The 20,127-nt window shown below is 72.9% G+C and carries 3 protein-coding genes; 2 read left to right on the forward strand and 1 reads right to left on the reverse strand.

Features of this window, described 5'->3' with window-relative positions:
- Positions 1–98 precede the first annotated feature (98 nt).
- Both RMT89_RS13080 and RMT89_RS13085 read left to right on the forward strand, forming a co-directional pair.
- On the forward strand, positions 99–18,746 hold the full coding sequence (locus RMT89_RS13080; RefSeq protein ID WP_315883889.1) for a non-ribosomal peptide synthetase: 18,648 nt from the start codon (positions 99–101) through the stop codon (positions 18,744–18,746).
- Between the two features lie 21 nt (positions 18,747–18,767).
- Positions 18,768–18,977, forward strand: a complete 210-nt coding sequence (locus tag RMT89_RS13085) for an MbtH family protein (protein WP_315883890.1) — start codon at positions 18,768–18,770, stop codon at positions 18,975–18,977.
- Positions 18,978–19,022: 45 nt separating this feature from the next.
- Here the strand turns inward: RMT89_RS13085 and RMT89_RS13090 are convergent, their stop codons facing one another.
- Complete coding sequence (locus RMT89_RS13090) at positions 19,023–20,093, reverse strand: iron-siderophore ABC transporter substrate-binding protein (RefSeq protein WP_315883891.1); 1,071 nt, start codon at positions 20,091–20,093, stop codon at positions 19,023–19,025.
- Positions 20,094–20,127 lie beyond the last annotated feature (34 nt).

Raw genomic sequence — 20,127 nt, forward strand, 5'->3', positions numbered from 1 at the left:
AATCGGTGCGCGGCCTATCGAATTAGGTAATCCTTACCTTACTATGGCGCCGATCCCCGGCCCAGGCCGGGAACGACCTGCCTGGGAGGGCGCGCGCTGTGTGCGGTTCCGAGGAAGTCCTGGCCTACTGGCAGCGGTCGCTGACACCGCTTCCGCTGGAGATCTCACTGCCCGTCGACCGGCCGCACCCGCCCGAGCCGGACCCCGGCCGGGCGATCCGCACCCTGTCCGGCGTCCCGGACGCCACGGACGCCGAACTCCTCACCGCCTTCGTCGCCCTGCTGCACCGCTACAGCGGTACGGCCGATGTCACCGTGGGCCACGACGGGCTCCCATTACGGGTGTCCGTCGACCACGAGCCCACCTTCCAAGGGCTCCTGCGGCGCGTGGAACAGGCGTGGCAGGACGCCGAAACGCACCGGCTGCCCGTCGGCATGCTGATCGACGAGCTGCGGCCCAGGCCGACGCGCGGCGGAGGGCTGTTCTTCAACACCGCGTTCGCCACGGCCACCCGGCCCGCCGGTGAACTGCCCGGCCCGGTGGACCTGTTACTGGAGGTGCGCGCGGGGCAGTCGCGGGCGACGTACGACCCAGGCCTGTTCGAGAGCGCGACCGTCGACCGGCTGCTCGGCCACTACCGGACCCTGCTGACCGACGCACTCGCCCACCCGCAAACCCCCGTCGACCGGCTGGAGTTGATGGGGGAGGAGGAGTACCGGCGGGTCGTCCTCGACTGGAACGCCACCGAGCACAGCGTCCCCGCGGCCACGTGGCCCGCGATGTTCGCCCAGCAGGTCCGAGCCCGCCCCGACGCCGTCGCCCTCGTCTTCGAGGGCCGGGAACTGACCTACGCCGAGCTGGACGAGCGGGCCAACCGGCTCGCCCACGCCCTGCTCGCGCGCGGAGCAGGACCCGAGCGCATCGTCGCCCTGGCCCTGCCGCGCTCCATCGAGCTGATCGTCGCCGAGGTCGCCGTCCTCAAGTGCGGCGCCGCCTATCTGCCGATCGACCACGACTACCCGGCGGACCGCATCGCGTACATGCTCGGCGACGCCGCACCCGTCTGCATGGTCACCACCGAGGAGACCGTCCGGGAGCTGCCCCAGCACGAGGGCACGGCGCTGCTGGTGCTCGACGCGCCCGAGACAGCCATCGAGCTCGCGCGGTGCCCGGCCCACGATCCCGGCGCACCGATCACCGTCCACAATGCCGCCTACGTCATCTACACCTCGGGCTCGACCGGCCGCCCCAAGGGCGTCGTCCTCGCCCACAGCGGCGTGGCGAAACTCGTCGCCACCCAGACGGAACGGTTCGGCATCGGCCCGCACAGCAGGGTGCTCCAGTTCGCCTCGCCCAGCTTCGACGTCGCCTTCTGGGACCTGTGCCTCGCTCTGCTCTCCGGCGGCCGGCTGGTCGTCGTACCGGCCGAGCTCCGGGTGCCGGGCGCGCCGCTCGCCGACTACGCGAACGCGCACGGCATCACCTTCATGATCCTGCCGCCCGCGCTGCTCGCGGCGATGCCGGACGAGGTGCAACTGCCGCCGACCGCGACCCTGTTGGCGGGCACCGAACGGGTCTCCCCGGAGCTGGTGGGCCGCTACGCGCGCGGGCGGATGATGTTCAACGCCTACGGCCCGACCGAGGCCACCACCAACTCCACGCTCGGACTGTGCGACCCGGACATCCCGGCCGGAGCGATCGTGCCGATCGGCGTGCCCGACCCCGGCACCCGGGCCTACGTCCTCGACGCCCACCTCCGTCCCGTTCCCGCGGGCCTCACCGGCGAGCTGTACCTGGGCGGCGCGGGCCTCGCGCGCGGCTACCTCGGCCGACCGGACCTGACCGCGGAACGGTTCGTCGCCGACCCCTTCGGCGCGCCCGGCGAGCGGCTCTACCGCACGGGCGACCTCGTGCGCCGACGGGCTGATGGACGACTGGAGTTCCTCGGCCGCGCCGACGCCCAGCTCAAGATCCGCGGCTTCCGCATCGAGCCGGGCGAGATCGAGTCCGTACTGCGCGGACACCCCGCCGTCGACCAGGTCACCGTCGTCGCCCGCGAGGACCGGCCCGGCGACCGGCGGCTCGTCGCCTATGTCGTGCCCGACCTCGACGGGTCGGGCACGCACGTGGAGGAGTGGAAGCAGGTCCACGAACTCCTCTACAGCGCGGCGGGTTCGGAGGGCTCCCAGGAGAACTTCGCGGGCTGGAACAGCATGTACGACGGACTCCCCATCCCCGTCGAGGAGATGCGGGAGTGGCGAGAAGCCACCGTACAGCGCATCCGTGAACTCGGTTCACACCGGCGTGTGTTGGAGATCGGCGTCGGCAGCGGACTGATCCTCTCCCGGATCGCACCCGGCTGCGAGAGCTACTGGGGCACCGACCTGTCGAGCGAGGCGATCGAGGCGCTGCGCGCCCGGACCGGCATCCCCGGCGTCGAACTGCGGGCCCAGCCCGCCCACGACACCACCGGACTGCCCGAGGGCCACTTCGACACCGTCGTCCTCAACTCCGTGGCCCAGTACTTCCCGAGCGCCGACTACCTCACCGACGTCCTGCGCGCGGTGTCCGGCCTCCTCGCCCCCGGCGGGCGGATCTTCGTCGGCGACGTACGCAATCTGCGGCTGCTGCGCACCCTGCGCGCGGCCGTGGAGACCCGGCGCGCCGCGACCGACGACAAGAGCGCCCTGCGCGCCGCCGTGGAGCAGTCGGTGCGCTGGGAGGGCGAACTGCTGCTGGACCCGGACTACTTCGCCGCCCTCGACGGGTTCGACGCCGAGATCCGGATCAAGCGGGGCGTCCATCACAATGAGCTGAGCCGGTACCGGTACGACGTCGTCCTGCGCCCCGGGCCGCGGGCCGTCGCCCCCGACGAGCGCGAGATGCCGTGGGCGGACGCCGACCGGCTGGACGTACTCCTCACCGAGCAGCGACCCCAGCGGCTCCGGCTCACCGGCATCCCCAACGCCCGCCTCGCCGACGATCTCGCGGATCTGTGGCGGCTGGAGGGAAGCAGCGGTCGGACGGCCGCCGACGCCGACCCGGAGGACATCCACGCCCTCGCCGGCCGGCACGGCTACAAGGCGGCACTCACCTGGAACGGCACCGCCGCCGACGGCGCCTTCGACGCGGTCCTCGCCCTCACCGACCCGCACCCCGGCCTGTACCGGACCGCCCGCGCCTACCCGCACGCCAACCGACCCGCCCCCTTCCGCGATGTGACCGCGCTGATGAGAACCCTGCGCGCACACGCCGCCGAATGGCTGCCCGAGTACATGGTCCCCTCGGCACTGGTGCCGCTGCACACGCTGCCGGTCACCCCGAGCGGCAAGATCGACGCCCGCGCCCTGCCCGCCCCGGACTACGGGGCGATGAGCTCGGGACGCGCACCGAGCACTCCACGCGAGAAGCTGCTGTGCGGCCTGTACGCCGAGGTGCTCGGCCTGGAGTCGGTCACGGCCGAGGACGACTTCCTCGCCCTCGGCGGGGACAGCATCACCGCCATTCAACTCCTCATCCGGGCCCGGGAGTCGGGGCTCAGGCTGACCACCCGCGACGTCTTCCGGCACCGCACCGCCGAGGCCCTCGCCCAGGCGGCCGTCGAGCGCGTGGAGGAACACGCCGATCAGGTACCGCTGCCGGCGGTCGGGCCCGGCGAACTGGCCGAACTCCAGGGCACGGATCCGCTCGACATCGAGGAGCTGCTGCCCCTCACGCCCCTCCAGCAGGGCTTCTTCTTCCACTCGCTGACCAGCGGCACACGCGGTGACCTCTACGTCGTCCAGCAGGTGCTCGATCTGGCCGGCCCGGTCGACGGTCCCACCCTGCGCCGCGCCGCACAGCGCCTGCTGGACCGGCACGCACCGCTGCGGGCCGCCTTCCGCCAGGGCCCGGACGGCACCCCCGTACAGATCATCACCCGGCACGCCGAACTGCCCTGGCGGGAGGTCGACCTCTCGGCGCAGGACGGTGAACTCCGGGCCACACTGGGCGACGCGGTGGCGGCGGACGAACGGGCCGCGGGCTTCGACCTGACCGCGCCACCACTGCTGCGCTGCGCCCTGGTCCGCTTCGGAGCCCGGAGCAGCCAGCTCGTCCTGACGTTCCATCACATCATCGCCGACGGGTGGTCGTTGCCCGTCCTGTACCGCGAACTGATGGCCTGCTACGGCACCGACACCCCGCTACTCCCCGATGTCACCCCCTACGGCGCCTTCCTGCGCCGCCTCGCCGCACAGGACCGGGACGCGGCCCGCGAAGCCTGGCGCACGGCGCTCGCCGGGCTCGACGAACCCACGCGGCTCGTCGACTCCCCGCCCACCGCGGCAGCGGTGCGCCCCGAGCATGTCCGGGTGGAGCTGCCCGAGCGGACCACCGCGCGGCTCGTGGAACGCGCCCGCGAGCACGGTGTCACCCTCGGCACCGTCGTGCAGGCCGCGTGGGGACTGCTGCTCGGCCGCCTCACCGGCCGCGACGACGTGGTGTTCGGCACCACGGTCTCCGGCCGCGACAGCGAGGTCGACGGCATCGCCTCCATGGTGGGCCTGTTCATCAACACCCTGCCGACCAGGCTGCGCTGGGCGCCGAGCGAGACCCTCGGGGAGCTTCTGAACCGCCTCCAGGAGGAGCAGGCGAGGCTGCTCGACCACCAGCACCTCGGCCTCGCGGAGATCCAGCGGCTCGCCGGGCACGCGGGAGAAGGCGAACTCTTCGACACCCTGGTCGTGTTCGAGAACTACCCCGCGGAGACCGGCCTGCGCGACGCCTCGGGCAGCGTGCGTATCACCGGCGACGCCTTCCACGACGCCGTCCACTATCCGCTCGCCCTCGTCGTCAAGCCGGGCGAGCGGCTCGATCTGCGGCTCAAGCACCACGCGGAACGCCTGGACGGCGACACCGTACGTCTGCTCGGCGACCGGCTGGCGCGCGTGCTGGAGGCCCTCGCCGCCGATCCGGCACGCCCGGCCGCCTCCGTGGACCTCCTCTCACCGGACGAGGCACTGCGCGCCCACCCGGCCGGCGAGGAGCGCTTCGTCCCGTCGGACACCCTGGCCGAGGCGTTCGCCGCGCAGGTGGCCCGGACCCCGGACGCCACGGCCGTCGTCTTCGCGGACGAGCGGCTGACCTACGCCGAACTCGACGCGCGCGCCGAGGAGTTGGCCGTACGGCTGCGCCTTCGCGGTGCCGGTCCGGGAGCCTTCGTCGCGGTGGCCGTGCCCCGGTCGGCCGAGCTGATGGTGGCGCTGCTCGGCGTACTGAAGTCGGGCGCCGCCTATCTGCCGGTCGACCTGGACTACCCGGCGGACCGCGTCGCCCATATGCTCGCCGACTCCGGCGCCACGACGGTGATCACGCTGTCCGCGACCGCGGAACGGCTGCCGGAGCGGGCGACGGCAACGGTGCTGCTGATCGATGCCGAGGAAACCCTGGGGGAGCCCACCGCCACACGCACCGCCCACCCCGACGACCCCGCCTACCTGATCTACACCTCCGGCTCCACGGGCCTGCCCAAGGGCGTGATCGTCACGCACCGGGCGATCGTCAACCGGCTCGCCTGGATGCAGGGCGAGCACGGGCTCACGCCCGACGACCGGATCCTGCAGAAGACGCCGTCCAGCTTCGACGTCTCCGTGTGGGAGTTCTTCTGGCCGCTCCTCGAAGGCGCGACCGTGGTCCTGGCCCGCCCCGACGGCCACCGCGACCCCGCCTACCTGGCCGCGCTGGTCCGCGAACAGGCCGTCACCACCCTACATTTCGTGCCGTCCATGCTGGAAGCCTTCCTCCAGTCCGACGAGGTCACCGCCGACCCCACCTGGGCGGCCTCCCTGCGCCGCGTGTTCAGCAGCGGCGAGGCGCTCCCGGTCGGCGCCGCCCACCGCTGGCGGGAGCTGACCGGCGTACCGCTGCACAACCTGTACGGCCCCACCGAGGCCGCCGTCGATGTCACCCACCACCCCTGCGAGGGCACCGACGAGGGCCCCTCCGTGCCCATCGGCCGACCGGTGTGGAACACCGGCCTGCGCGTGCTGGACGCCTGTCTGCGGCCGGTGCCCGACGGCGTCCCCGGCGAGCTGTATCTGGCCGGTGTGCAACTCGCCCGCGGCTACCACGACCGCCCCGCACTGACCGCCGAGCGCTTCACCGCCGATCCCTACGGGCCGCCCGGCAGCCGTATGTACCGCACGGGCGACCTGGTCAGGCGCCGCTCCGACGGGGTGATCGAGTACCTGGGCCGCACCGACCGGCAGGTCAAGCTGCGCGGCAACCGCATCGAACCCGGCGAGATCGAGGCCGCGCTGACCCGGCTGCCGGCCGTCGCCCAGGCCGCGGTGACGGTACGGGACAACGCGCTCGTGGCCTACCTCGTACCGTCCGCCGGCGCGGCTCTCGACCCGGCCGGAGTGCGCGGGGCCCTGGCGGGCTCGCTGCCCGCGCCCATGGTGCCCGCCTCCTACGTCGTCCTGGACGCCCTGCCACTGACCCCCAGCGGCAAGCTCGACCGGACCGCGCTGCCCGCCCCGCGGGCCGAACGGGCCGCGCCCCGCGCCCCGCGAAGCCCCCGGGAACAACTGCTCACGGAGATCTTCGCCGCCGTGCTGAAGCTGCCGGACGTCGGTGCCGACGACGACTTCTTCCTGCTCGGCGGCGACAGCATCAGCTCCATCGCCGTCGCCAGCCGGGCCCGCCGGGCCGGACTGGTGCTCGGCCCGCGTGAGGTCTTCGAGCACCGCACGCCGGCCGCGCTCGCGGCGGCCGCGACCCTGGCCGAGCCCGCGAAGGCGCTGACCTCCGCGTTCGCCCTCACCGAGGAGGAGCGTGCCCGGGTCGAGCGGCTGGCCCCCGGCCTGATCGAGGACGTCTGGCCCCTCGCCCCCCTCCAGGAAGGCCTGTTCTTCCACTCCACGTACGACGACAGCGCCCTGGACGTCTACACCGTCCACGAGTCCTTCGACTTCACCGAACGCGTGGACGCCGAGCGGCTGCGGGCCGCGACCCGCACCCTGCTGGCCCGCAACCCCTCACTGCGTGCCGGGTTCACCAGCGAAGGGCTGCGCCAGCCGGTGCAGTTCATCGTGCGGGACGCCGAGATCCCACTGACCGAGGTGGACCTGTCGGGCCTGTCGCCAGCCCAACAGGACGCCTGCCTGCTGGAGTTGACGGACAAGGACCGGTCCCGGCGCTTCGACCTGACCCGTCCGCTGCTGTTCCGGATGCTGCTGGCGCGGCTCGGGGACGGGCGCGGCGACCGGCTCGTGATCGGCCGCCATCTGATCCTTTGGGACGGCTGGTCGGCCTGGCTGTTCCTGGACCAGCTGTTCGCCCTGTACGAGAGCGGCGGCGACCCGGCCGGGCTCGCCCGCCCCGGCTCGTACCGCGACTATCTGACCTGGCTGGAGCGCCAGGACGACGCCGAGGCGACCCGAGCGTGGCGCGCCGCGCTGGCCGGTTTCGAGGAGCCGACCCTGCTGGTGCCGGCCGTCGACGACCGGGGCCTCGAACCGGTCATCCCGGAACACCTGGACGCCGTCCTCGCCCCGGAGACCGCCGGCCGGCTGCGCGACACCGCCCGCCGCCACGGCCTGACCCTCAACACGGTGCTGAACGCCGCCTGGGGCCTCGTCCTCGCGGGCGCGTCCGGCCGCAGCGACGTCGTGTTCGGTACGACGGTCGCCGGACGGCCCAGCGAGGTGCCGGACGTCGAGAACGTCATCGGCATGTTCCTCAACACCGTGCCGGCCCGCATCGCCTTCGATCCACGGGAGCCGGTGCTGGAGCTGTTGCGCCGCGTCCAGGGCGAGCGGCTGGCGGTCATGCCGTACGAGTATCTGGGCCTTGGTGTCCTCCAGGCCGAGACGGGTCACCGCCGGCTCTTCGACACGCTGTTCGTGCTGCGCAACGCCGACACCGACGAGCGGCTCACCGAGCTGCGGCAGCGGCACGGGGCGACGGCGGTCGCCAACGTGGACGCCACCCACTACCCCGCCAACCTCGTCGTCACGCCCGGCGAGCGGGTCCGCGTGACGCTCGCCTACCGCCCGGACCTGCTGGACGGCGCGTATGCGCGCGGCCTGCTGGACCGGTTCGTGCTGCTGGTCGGCCGGCTGGTGGCCGATCCGTCCGCCGCCGTCGGCTCGCTGTCCGTGCTGCTGCCCGCCGAGGCCGCCGCGCTGGCCCGCGAGGAGGCCGCCAACCGGCAGCCCGTGCCGCACGAGACCGTGGCGGACATGCTCGCCGCCCAGGCGGCCCGCACCCCGGACGCCACGGCCCTCGTCTTCGGCGACCGGACCGTCACGTACGCCGAACTCGACGCCCGCTGCAACCGCATGGCCCGGCTGCTGATCGCCCGTGGCGCCGGACCCGAGAAGGTCGTCGCGCTCGGGCTGCCGCGCTCGATCGACACGGTGGTGGCACTGTTCGCGGTGCTGCGCACCGGTGCCGCGTATCTGCCGCTGGAGCTGGACCACCCGGCCGAGCGGCTCTCGCTGATGCTGGCCGACGCCCGACCGCTGCTCCTGCTGACGACCGAGGCGGTCTCCCGGACGCTGACGGATGACACCCCGCGCGTGCTGCTCGACGACCCGGCCACGCTCCGGGGTCTGTCCACCGACCCTGTCGTCCGGGACTTCAGCCTGGACCACCCGGCCTACGTCATCTACACCTCCGGCTCGACCGGCCGCCCGAAGGGTGTCGTCACGCCGTACGTCGGCCTGACGAACATGCAGCTCAACCACCAGAAGGAGATCTTCGCCCCGGCGATCGCCTCGGCCGGCGGGCGGCGGCTGCGCATCGCGCACACCGTGTCGTTCGCGTTCGACATGTCCTGGGAGGAGCTGCTGTGGCTCGTCGAGGGACATGAAGTGCACATCTGCGACGAGGAGTTGAGGCGTGACGCCACCGCGCTGGTGGCGTACTGCGAGGAGCACCGCGTCGACGTGGTGAACGTGACCCCGACGTACGCCCATCTCCTCTTCGAAGAGGGCCTGTTGGAGGGCCACCGTCCGCCGCTGGTGCTGCTGGGCGGCGAGGCCGTCACCGAGACGGTGTGGAACACGCTGCGGGACACCGAGGGCACCTACGGCTACAACCTGTACGGGCCCACCGAGTACACGATCAACACCCTCGGCGGCGGCACCCACGACAGCGCGACCCCGACCGTGGGCCGCCCGATCCGCGCCACCCGCGCCCGCATCCTGGACACCTGGCTGCGGCCGGTGCCGGACGGTGTGGCGGGCGAGCTGTACATCGCGGGCGTGGGCCTGGCCCGCGGCTACCTCGACCGGCCGGGACTGACCGCCGAGCGGTTCGTGGCCGACCCGTACGGGCAGCCCGGCGAGCGCATGTACCGCACGGGGGACCTGGTACGGCGCCGACCGGACGGCAACCTCGACTTCCTGGGCCGTACCGATGACCAGGTCAAGATCCGCGGCCACCGGGTCGAGCTCGGCGAGATCGAGACCGTGCTCGCCCAGCGCCCCGAGGTGTCCCAGGCCGCCGTGATCGCCCGCGACGACACCTCCGCACCCGGCACCAAGCGGCTCGTGGCCTACGTCGTCCCGGCCGAACCCGACGCCGAGGCCCGACAGGCGGCCGAGCGGGAGCAGATCGGCGAGTGGCGGGAGATCTACTCCGCCGAGTACACCGAGATCGGCACCGCCGTCTTCACCGAGGACTTCGCGGGCTGGGACAGCTCCTACGACGGGGATCCCATCCCCGTGGAGCAGATGCGGGAGTGGCGCGAGGCGACGGTCGAGCGGATCCTGGAGCTCGGGCCGAAGCGCGTCCTGGAGATCGGCGTGGGATCCGGCCTGCTGCTGTCCCGGCTCGCCCCGGACACGGAGGCGTACTGGGCGACCGACTTCGCGGCGCCCGTGATCCGCAAGCTCGGCCAGGATCTGAAGGCCGACCCGGAGCTTGCCCGCAAGGTCGAACTGCGCTGCCAGGCCGCCGAGGTGACGGACGGACTGCCGACCGGGTACTTCGACACGGTCGTCATCAACTCCGTCGTCCAGTACTTCCCGAGCCTGGACCATCTGCGCAAGGTGATCCGGGGCGCGCTGGAGCTGCTCGCGCCGGGCGGCGCGCTGTTCGTCGGCGATGTCCGGGACCTGCGCCAGGCGCGGGTGTTCCAGACCGGCATCCAGGTCGCCCGTGGCGCCGACGATCTGCGCCGGGCCGTGGACCGGGGCCTCGCCCTGGAGAAGGAACTCCTCGTCGACCCCGACTGGTTCACCACCCTCGGCGTCGGTGTCGAGCTGCGCACGAAGGCGGGGCGGCACCACAACGAGCTGACGCGGTATCGGTACGACGTGGTGCTGTACGCCGACACAGCGGATGCCCTGCGGCTGGACCGGGTTCCGGAGCTGGACCGGGGCGACCTGCCCGGGTGCCTGGACGGGTCCGGGCCGTTCCGGGTCCGGCGGATCCCCGACGCGCGCACGGCGGGCGATCTGGCCGCGATGCGCGCGATGGACTCGGCGCCGCCGCCGGAAACCGGTGAGGAGCCGGAGGATCTGCGGCGGCTGGGGGAGTCGTACGACTATCGCGTCCTGACCACCTGGTCCGACGAACCGGGCTTCTTCGACGCCGTGTTCGTTCCCGCCGAACAGACCGGCCGCACCCTGGGCCTGTACCGCTCCCACGGCGCCACCCTGTACGCCAACACCCCGACCGCCACCCGCGGTCAGGGCGCGCTCGTACGGCGACTGCGGGACGACCTGGGGCGGCGGCTGCCCGCCTATATGGTTCCGGCCGCCTTCGTGGTGCTGCCGCGGCTGCCGATGAACGACAACGGCAAGCTCGATGTGCGGGCGCTGCCGGATGCCGAGCCCGCGGTGGCCCTGTCGGAGGGGCGCGGGCCGCGTACGCCCGTGGAGGAGGTGCTGTGCCGGCTCTTCGCCGAGGTGCTGGGGCTGCCCCGCACCGGCGCGGAGGACAACTTCTTCGACCTGGGCGGTCATTCGCTGCTCGCGACCCGGCTGATCAGCCGGGCGCGGACCGAGCTGGGCGCGGAGCTGGCGATCCGGGACATCTTCGAGGCCCCGACGCCGGAGGCGCTGGCGCTGCGCGCGGAGGCCGGGCGGCCGGCCCGACCGATGCTGGCGCCCGCCGCCGAACGGCCCGCGCGGATTCCGTTGTCGGCGGCCCAGCGGCGGCTGTGGCTGGTCGAGCGGATCGCGGGCGGCTCGGTCGCGTACCACTTCCCGCTCGTCTTCCGCCTCCGAGGCACCCTCGATCTCGACGCCCTCCGTGCCGCGTTGAGCGACGTGGTGGGCCGTCACGAGACCTTGCGCACCCGGATCCTGGAGGAGGACGGTGAGCCCTGCCAATGGATCGCAGACGCCGGTGAGCCCGAGTTCCTCGTCGCGGACTGCTCCGAGCACGAACTGGGCGCGCGTGTCGAGGCCGCCCAGCGTCGCCCCTTCGATCTGAGCGCGGAACTCCCGGTGCGCGCCGAGGTGTTGCGGCTCGGCCAGGACGACCATGTGGTGGCGCTGATGCTGCACCACATCACCACCGACGAGTGGTCCGACCGGCCCTTCCTCACCGACCTGACCACCGCCTACCTGGCCCGCCGCGAGGGCAGTGCGCCTGACTGGGCGCAGCTCCCCGTGCAGTACGCCGACTACACCCTCTGGCAGGACACGCTGCTCGGCCAGGTCGGCGCCGGGCAGCTCGCCCACTGGACCGAGGCCCTGCGCGACGTCCCCGAGGAACTGCCCCTGCCCCTCGACCGGCCCCGCCCGGCCGAGCCCACCGGACGCGGCGGCCGGGTCCGCCTGGAACTGGACCCCGACACCGGCCGCGCCCTGCGTGAACTGTCCCGCGCCACCGGCACCAGCATGTTCATGGTGTTCCAGGCAGCCACCGCGGCGCTGCTGCACAGGCTGGGCGCGGGGGAGGACATCCCGTTGGGCGCACCCGTCGCCGGCCGCTCCGACGAGGCCCTCAACGACCTGGTCGGCTTCTTCGTCAACACCCTCGTCCTGCGCACCGACACCTCCGGCGACCCCACCTTCCGTGAGCTGCTGGCCCGGGTGCGGGAGAGCGACCTGGCGGCGTTCGAGCACCAGGACCTGCCCTTCGACCAGGTCGTCGAGGCCGTGAATCCGCCCCGGGTGACCGGACGCAACCCGCTCTTCCAGGTCATGCTCGGCTACCACTACCGGCCCGACGGCGACCCCGAGATGCTGGCCCTGCCCACCGAGTGGTTCGACATGGACACCGGCATGGCCAAGTTCGACCTCCACTTCACCTTCGTGGACGAGACCGGTCCCGGCCGTCTGCTGCTGCTCCTGGAGCACGCGCTCGACCTCTGCGACGAGACGACCGCCCGGCGGCTCGCCCGGCAGCTGGTCCGGCTGCTGGAACAGGTGGCCGCCGATCCCGACCGCCGGGTGCGCGATCTGGAGCTGCTGGACGCCGACGAGCGTCACCTGGTGCTCGAACGGTGGAACGACACCGCGCACGAGATCACCGCGACGACCCTGCCGGAGCTGTTCCGCGCCCAGGCCGCCCGCACACCGGACGCCCTGGCCCTGGTCTTCGGTGAACAGGAGCTGACCTACGCCGAGTTGGACGCCCGAGTCGAGCACACGGCACGGGTCCTGGCGGGGCTGGGGGTGGGCCCCGAGCGCACGGTGGGCGTGGCACTGCCCCGGTCGGCCGAGCTGGTGGTGGCGCTGCTCGCGGTGCACCGCGCGGGCGGGGCGTATCTGCCGCTGGACGCCGATCACCCGGCGGGGCGCCTGGCGTTCACGCTGGACGACGCACGGCCCGTGTGCGTGATCCGGGACGCGCTGCCGGACGGGCCGGTGAGTGAACTGCCCACCGCCTACGACCCGTCGAGTCCCGCCTATGTCCTCTACACCTCGGGATCGACGGGCCGCCCCAAGGGCGTCGTCGTGCCGCACGCGGGCATCGTCAACCGACTGCTGTGGATGCAGGACGCGTACGGGCTCACGGCCGAGGACCGGGTGCTGCAGAAGACCCCCGCCGGTTTCGATGTGTCGGTGTGGGAGTTCTTCTGGCCGCTGATCACCGGAGCCACCCTGGTCGTCGCGCCGCCCGAAGCCCACCGCGACCCCGCCCGGCTGGCCGCGCTGATCCAGGAACAGGGCGTCACGACCGCGCATTTCGTGCCGTCGATGCTCCAGATGTTCCTCGAAGAGCCCACCGCGGCCGACTGCACGGGGCTGCGCCAGGTGATGTGCAGCGGCGAGGCGCTGCCGCTCGCGGTGGCCGAGCGCTTCCACCGGCTGCTCCCCGCCCGGCTGCACAACCTGTACGGGCCCACCGAGGCGTCCGTCGACGTCACGGCGAGCGAGGTGCCCGCCGGGGCAGGGCAGGTCGTGATCGGCCGCCCGGTGTGGAACACCCGCGCCTGCGTCCTGGACGCCGCCCTGCGCCCCGTCCCGCCCGGCGTCGCGGGGGAGCTGTACCTGGCGGGCGTCCAGCTCGCCCGCGGCTACCTCCGCCGCCCCGGCCTCACCGCCGAGCGGTTCGTCGCGGATCCCTACGGTGGGCCCGGCGCCCGGATGTACCGCACGGGCGACCTGGCCCGTTGGCTGTCCGACGGCACCCTCGACTTCCTCGGCCGCACCGACGACCAGGTCAAGATCCGCGGGATGCGCATCGAACCCGGCGAGGTGGAGGCGGTCCTCGCCCGGCACCCGTCCGTCGGACATGCCGTCGTCGTCGCACACGAACAGCGGCTCGTGGCCTACCTCGTACCGGCCGCGGGACGCACCGCCGACCCGGCCGAGCTTCGCCGCCACAGCGCCGACGCCCTGCCCGAGCACATGGTCCCGGCCGCCTTCGTCGCCCTGGACGCGCTGCCGCTCACCCCCAACGGCAAGCTGGACCGCAGAGCCCTGCCCGCGCCCGACTTCGCCGCCCGGAGCACCGCGGGCGGAGGGCCGCGCACACCCCGCGAGGAGATCCTCTGCGGCCTGTTCGCCGCCACCCTCGGCCTGGCCGAGGTGGGCGTCGACGACGACTTCTTCGCCCTGGGCGGCCACTCCCTGCTGGCCATGCGACTGGCCGCCCGGATCCGTGCCGCACTCGGCGTCGAGGTGTCCCTGCGTACGGTGTTCGACGCGCGGACCGTGGCCCGGCTAGCGGAGACCAGTACGGCTCCGGCCGCCGCCCGGCCGGAGCTGGCGGTCCGCCCGCGCCCCGAGCGGCTGCCGCTGTCGTCGGCCCAGCGGCGGCTGTGGGTGCTGTACCAGGTGGAGGGCCCCAGCGCGACGTACAACATCCCCTCGGCCTGGCGACTGACCGGGGCGCTGGACGTCGAGGCGCTGCGGGCCGCGGTGCACGATCTGGTCGTACGGCACGAGACGCTGCGCACCGTCTTTCCCGACGAGGAGGGCCGGGCGTTCCAGCGGGTGCTGGCACCGGACGAGGTCCGCATCCCCTTCGAGGTGGCGGACACCGACGAGGAGCACCTCGCCGAGCAGATGGCGCGGGCCGGGGCGTACGGCTTCGCACTGGATCGCGAACCCCCCTTGCGTGTCCATGTGTTCCGCACCGGTGAGGACCAATGGACGCTGCTGCTTCTGCTGCACCACATCGCCGGAGACGAGTGGTCGGAGGCGCCCCTGAACCGGGACCTGGCCCTTGCCTACGGCTCCCGTACCCAAGGTCGGGCGCCGGAGTGGGCGCCGTTGCCGGTCCAGTACGCGGACTACACGCTGTGGCAGGAGAGCCTGCTCGCCGAGGTCGGTGAGCGGCAGATCGCCTACTGGAAGCGGGCGTTGGCGGGACTGCCCGAGGAACTGGCCCTGCCCGTCGACCGGCCCCGGCCGTTGGAGGCCAGCTACCGGGGAGGCTCCGCCGACCTGGGGCTCGATGCCGAACTGGCCGCCGGTCTGCACCGGTTGGCCCGCGACCACGGCGTCAGCGTGTTCATGGTGCTCCAGGCCGCGGTGGCGACCCTGCTCACCCGGCTGGGCGCAGGACACGACATCCCGATCGGCAGCCCGATCTCCGGACGCACCGACGCCGCCCTGGAAGACCTCGTCGGGTTCTTCCTCAACACGCTGGTGCTGCGCGCCGACACCTCCGGCGACCCCACCTTCCGGGAGCTGCTGGCCCGGGTGCGGGAGAGCGACCTCGCGGCCTTCGACCACCAGGACGTGCCGTTCGAGCGGCTGGTGGAGGTGCTCAATCCGGCCCGCTCGCTCGCCCGGCACCCGCTGTTCCAGGTGATGGTGGTGTACCTGGCGGCCGGTGAGGAGGAGGCGGGGCTCGACGGGCTGCGCGCCCGCCGGGACGACGTGGCGCAGCCGACGGCCAAGTTCGACCTGTCCTTCGACTTCGTGGAGCGCGCCGACGGCGATGGCGTCGACGGAGTGCTGGAGTACAGCGCCGATCTCTTCGACCACGCCACCGCGCAGTCCTTCGCCGACCGTCTGCGGCGCGTTCTGCGCGCCGTGGCCGCCGACCCGGACCTCACCGTGGGACGGGTCGACATCCTCGACACGGACGAACGACAGCGCCTGCAAGGGGGGTGGCACAGCAGGCCGGCCCTTGCCGCGCCGACGACCGTGCCCGCCCTGTTCGAGGAGCGGGTGCGCGACTGCCCCGAACTGCCCGCCGCGGCCTGCGACGGCGTCGAGCTCACCTTCGCCGAGCTCAACACGGAGGCCAACCGGCTCGCCCGCCTCCTGGTCGAACTGGGCGCGGGGCCCGAGCGGTTCGTGGCCCTGGCACTGCCGCGCACCGCATGGTTCCTGGTGGCCGTCCTCGCCGTGCACAAGGCGGGCGCGGCCTACCTGCCGCTCGACCCCGACGCCCCGCCGGACCGCACGGCGGACGTCCTCTCCGACGCCCGCCCGGTGCTCACGCTCACCACCCGAGCGCTGGCCGGCGCGCTGCCGACGGGCACCGAACCGCTGGTACTGGACGAGCCGTCCGTGACGGAGTGGACGGCCGTCCAGGACGCGGCCGATCTCACCGACGCCGAGCGGACCACCCCGCTGACACCCCGTCACCCGGCCTACGTCATCTACACCTCCGGCTCCACGGGCCGCCCCAAGGGAGTCGTGGTCACTCACGAGACCCTCGGCAACCTCTTCCACAGCCACCGCGAGACGCTGTACCGACCGGCGATCGAGGCCACGGGACGGCGGCACCTGCGGGCCGGACACGCCTGGTCGTTCTTCTTCGACGCGTCCTGGCAGCCCCAGCTGTGGCTGCTGGACGGACACTGCGTCCACATCGTGTCCGAGGAGGTCCGGCGCGACCCCGAACTGCTCGCGGCTGCCGTGCGCGAGCACCGCTTCGACTTCCTGGAGGTCACCCCGTCGCTGTTCGCGCAGATGGCCGACAGCGGCCTGATCGACGGCGACGACCGCCCGCTCGCGGTCGTCGGCGTCGGCGGCGAGGCGGTACCGGTCGCCCAGTGGCGGCGGCTGGCCGAGCTGGGTGGCACCGAGGCGTTCAACCTGTACGGGCCAACGGAGTCGACCGTGGACGCCCTGGTGGCGCGGGTCCGCGACAGTGAACGGCCGCTGGTGGGGCGGCCGGTGGCCGGGACCCGGGCATACGTCCTGGACGGGCTGCTGCAGCCGGTGCCGCCGGGGGTGACGGGCGAGCTGTACCTCGCGGGCGGGGGACTGGCCCGCGGCTACCTCGACGCCCCCGCGCTGACGGCCGAGCGATTCGTGGCCGACCCCTTCGGCGACCCCGGATCACGCCTGTACCGCACCGGCGACCTGGCCCGCTGGACGGCCGACGGACGCCTGGACTACCTCGGCCGGGCCGACGACCAGGTCAAGATCCGCGGCTTCCGCGTCGAACCGGCCGAGATCGAGTCCGCGCTCACCACTCATCCCACGGTCGGGCAGGCCCTGGTGACGGTACGTCAGGAGGGCCCGCGCAAGCTGCTGGTGGCGTACGTGGTCCCGGCCACGGCCACCGCTCCGGACCCTGCGGAGCTGCGCGGCCATCTCGCCGCACGGCTCCCCGACCACATGATCCCGGCTGCCGTCGTCCCGCTGGACCGGTTCCCGCAACTGGCGAACGGCAAGCTGGACCGGACCGCCCTGCCCGCACCCGACTTCTCCGCCCTGTCCTCCGGACGCGGGCCCGCCACACCCGTGGAAGAGGCGCTCTGCGCGGTCTTCGCCGAGGTGCTGGGGCTCGAACAGGCCGGCGTGGACGACGACTTCTTCACCCTCGGCGGCGACAGCATCGTGGCGATGCAGCTCGTCGGCCGGGCCCGGGCGGCGGGCGTACGGATCACTCCGCGGCTCGTCTTCCGGCACCGCACGGTCGCCGCGCTGAGCAAGGTCGCCGACAACGCCCTGCCGCGCCTGGAGGACGACGGCACCGGCACCATCCCGCTCACCCCGGTGATGCACTGGCTGCGCGAACTGGGCGGCCCCTTCTCGACGTACCACCAGTCCGCGCTCGTGCGTACGCCCGCGGCGCTGGACCTGCCCGGCCTGACCGCCGTGCTCCAGGCCCTGGCCGACCGGCACGACCTGCTGCGGGCCAGGCTGGTGCGGCCCTCGCGCGAGAGCACCGAGGACTGGTCGCTGCACGTCCCGCCGGTCGGCGCGGTCGACGCCGCCGGGTGGATCGACCGGGTGGACGTGGCCGGACTCGATGCCGAGGCACTGAACGAGGCCGTACACGAACACGCCCACGCGGCACGGGCGTTGCTGGACCCGGACGGGGGCACTCTGGTGCGTGCCGTGTGGTTCGACGCGGGCGGCGCGCCCGGACGGCTGCTGCTGATGGCCCACCACCTCGTGGTCGACGGGGTGTCCTGGCGGGTGCTGCTGCCGGATCTGGCCGCGGCCTGGCAGGACGTCTCCGCCGGACGCCCGGTGCGGCTCGACCCGGTCGAGACCTCCTTCGCGCGCTGGGCCCGGCTGCTCACCGAGCGGGCCCAGGAGCCGGCCCGGGAAGCGGAACTCCCCGTGTGGACGGCCGTACTGGACGGCGGCACCCAGCCGTTCCCGCTCGCCCGCGCCCTGGACCCGGACCGCGACACGACCGCGACCCAGCGGGAGGTCGTCCTGCGGCTGCCCGCCGAGACCACCGGGCCGCTGCTGTCCGCCGTGCCCGCGGCCTTCGGCGCCGCAGTCAACGACGTGCTGCTCGCGGGGCTCGCGCTCGCCTTCGCCGACTGGAGGCGGCGCGCCGGCGGCACCGACACCTCGGTCCTGGTCGACCTCGAGGGCCACGGCCGCGAGGAGGAACTGGCCGGGGACAGCGCCGATCTCTCCCGTACGGTCGGCTGGTTCACCAGCGTCTTCCCGGTCCGGCTCGATCCGGGCCCGGCCGATCCCGCCGACGCGTTCGCGGGCGGACAGGCGGCCGAGGACGCCGTGCGCCGGGTGCGCGAGCATCTGGCGGCACTGCCCGCGAACGGCGCCGGCTACGGCCTGCTGCGCCACCTCAACCCCCGCACCCGCGAGGTGCTGGCCGAACGTGAACCGGCCCCCATCGAGTTCAACTACCTGGGCCGGTTCGGCATCCCCGAGGAGACGGACTGGTCGTACGCGCCCGAGGAGGACGCGGCCGACATCGGACCCGAGGCCGCGATGCGCCAAGGCCACGCACTGACCATCAACGTGGTGACCGAGGACCGGGCGGACGGGCCGGTGCTGGCCGCCCACTGGTCCTATCTGGAAGGACTGCTGGCGCGCGAGACGATCCAGGACCTCGCCACGACGTGGTTCCGGGCGCTGGAAGGGCTCGTCGTCCGGGCGGAGCGCACTCGTCGACCGTAGGACCCTGAGGAGAGGAAGAGCATGAGCAATCCCTTCGAGGACCCCGAGGGCGTCTACCTGGTGCTCGTCAACGACGAGAACCAGCACAGCCTGTGGCCGGACTTCGCCGACGTACCGGCCGGCTGGCGGGTGGTCCACGGCCCCGCGGCGCGGCAGGACTGCCTGGAGTACGTCGAGACCCACTGGACCGACATGCGGCCCCGGAGCCTCGCCGAGGCCATGGACAGCTGAACACGGTGAAGGGGGGCGGCCGCGGGGCCACCCCCCTGATGTGTGTCAGGACGCGGGCTGCTCCACCGCGGTGTCCGCCTTGCCGTCGACGGCCGCCGCCAGCTGCGGCACCAGCCGCTCGATGACGTACGGCAGGCTCAGGACCGTGCCCATGGAGAGGGCGTTGCCGTAGTCACTGGTCTCGTTGACGTAGACCTCGCGGCCCTCCCCGACCACGGCCAGATCCTTGTACGAGGCGTCCTTGTGCAGCTTGTCGGCGTCCTTGACCACATCGGCGACCTGCCACACGATCGCGTCCTGGTCGAGCAGATCGGTGCGCTCCTTGCTGATGTTCGCGCCGAACTGGTCGCCGATCGCCTTGTCCAGATCCTTCGGCAGCGAGAAGCCGAGGTCGGTCAGAAGACGCGAGCGCGGGTCCTGGCTGCCGAACACGAACATGCCCTCGTACGGCGTCGCCATCACGGCCGTCTTCCCCGCGAACTCGGGGCGCTCCTTCACCGCGGACGCGATCGCGTCCTCGGTCTCCTTGACCGCCGCCGTGGCCTCCTCGGACCTGCCCAGCGCCTTGCCGATCGTCTCGGTCTGCTCCTGCCACGGCACGCCGTAGTCGTTGTACTGCTTGGGCTGGGCGACGACCGGGGCGAACTTGGACAGGGACTCGTACTGCTCCTTGGTGAGCCCGCCGTACACGGCGAGGATCAGGTCCGGCTTGAGAGCGGCGATCTTCTCCACCTGCGGTCCGGTGCCGGTGTCCTTGAGCACGGTCGGCGCCGCGGCCCCGGCGAGCCTGTCCTCGGCCCAGGGGCCGACGGCACCCTTGTAGCCGCCGAGCCATTCGGTGGTGCCGACCGGGACCTTGCCGAGGGCGAGGACCGAGTCCTGGTCGGTGAGGCCGACGGTGACGATCCGCTTCGGCTCGGACTCGACCGTCGTACTGCCGTACTTGTGCGCGATGGTGACCGGGAAGGCGGAACCGCCGGAGGCACTCGCCTTGGGGTCGGTGCCCGAGGAGTCGGCGTCCGAGTCGTCGTCGCCGCAGGCCGTGGCGGCGGTCAGGAGCAGCAGGGAGGAGGCGAGCGCGGCGGCGAGACGAGGGACTCTGCGGGAGCGGAACATCGGTGGTCCTTCTGTTCGGTTGCGGTGGAGGTGC

The sequence above is a fragment of the Streptomyces sp. P17 genome, assembly GCF_032436805.1.
In the GTDB taxonomy this organism is placed as follows: domain Bacteria; phylum Actinomycetota; class Actinomycetes; order Streptomycetales; family Streptomycetaceae; genus Streptomyces.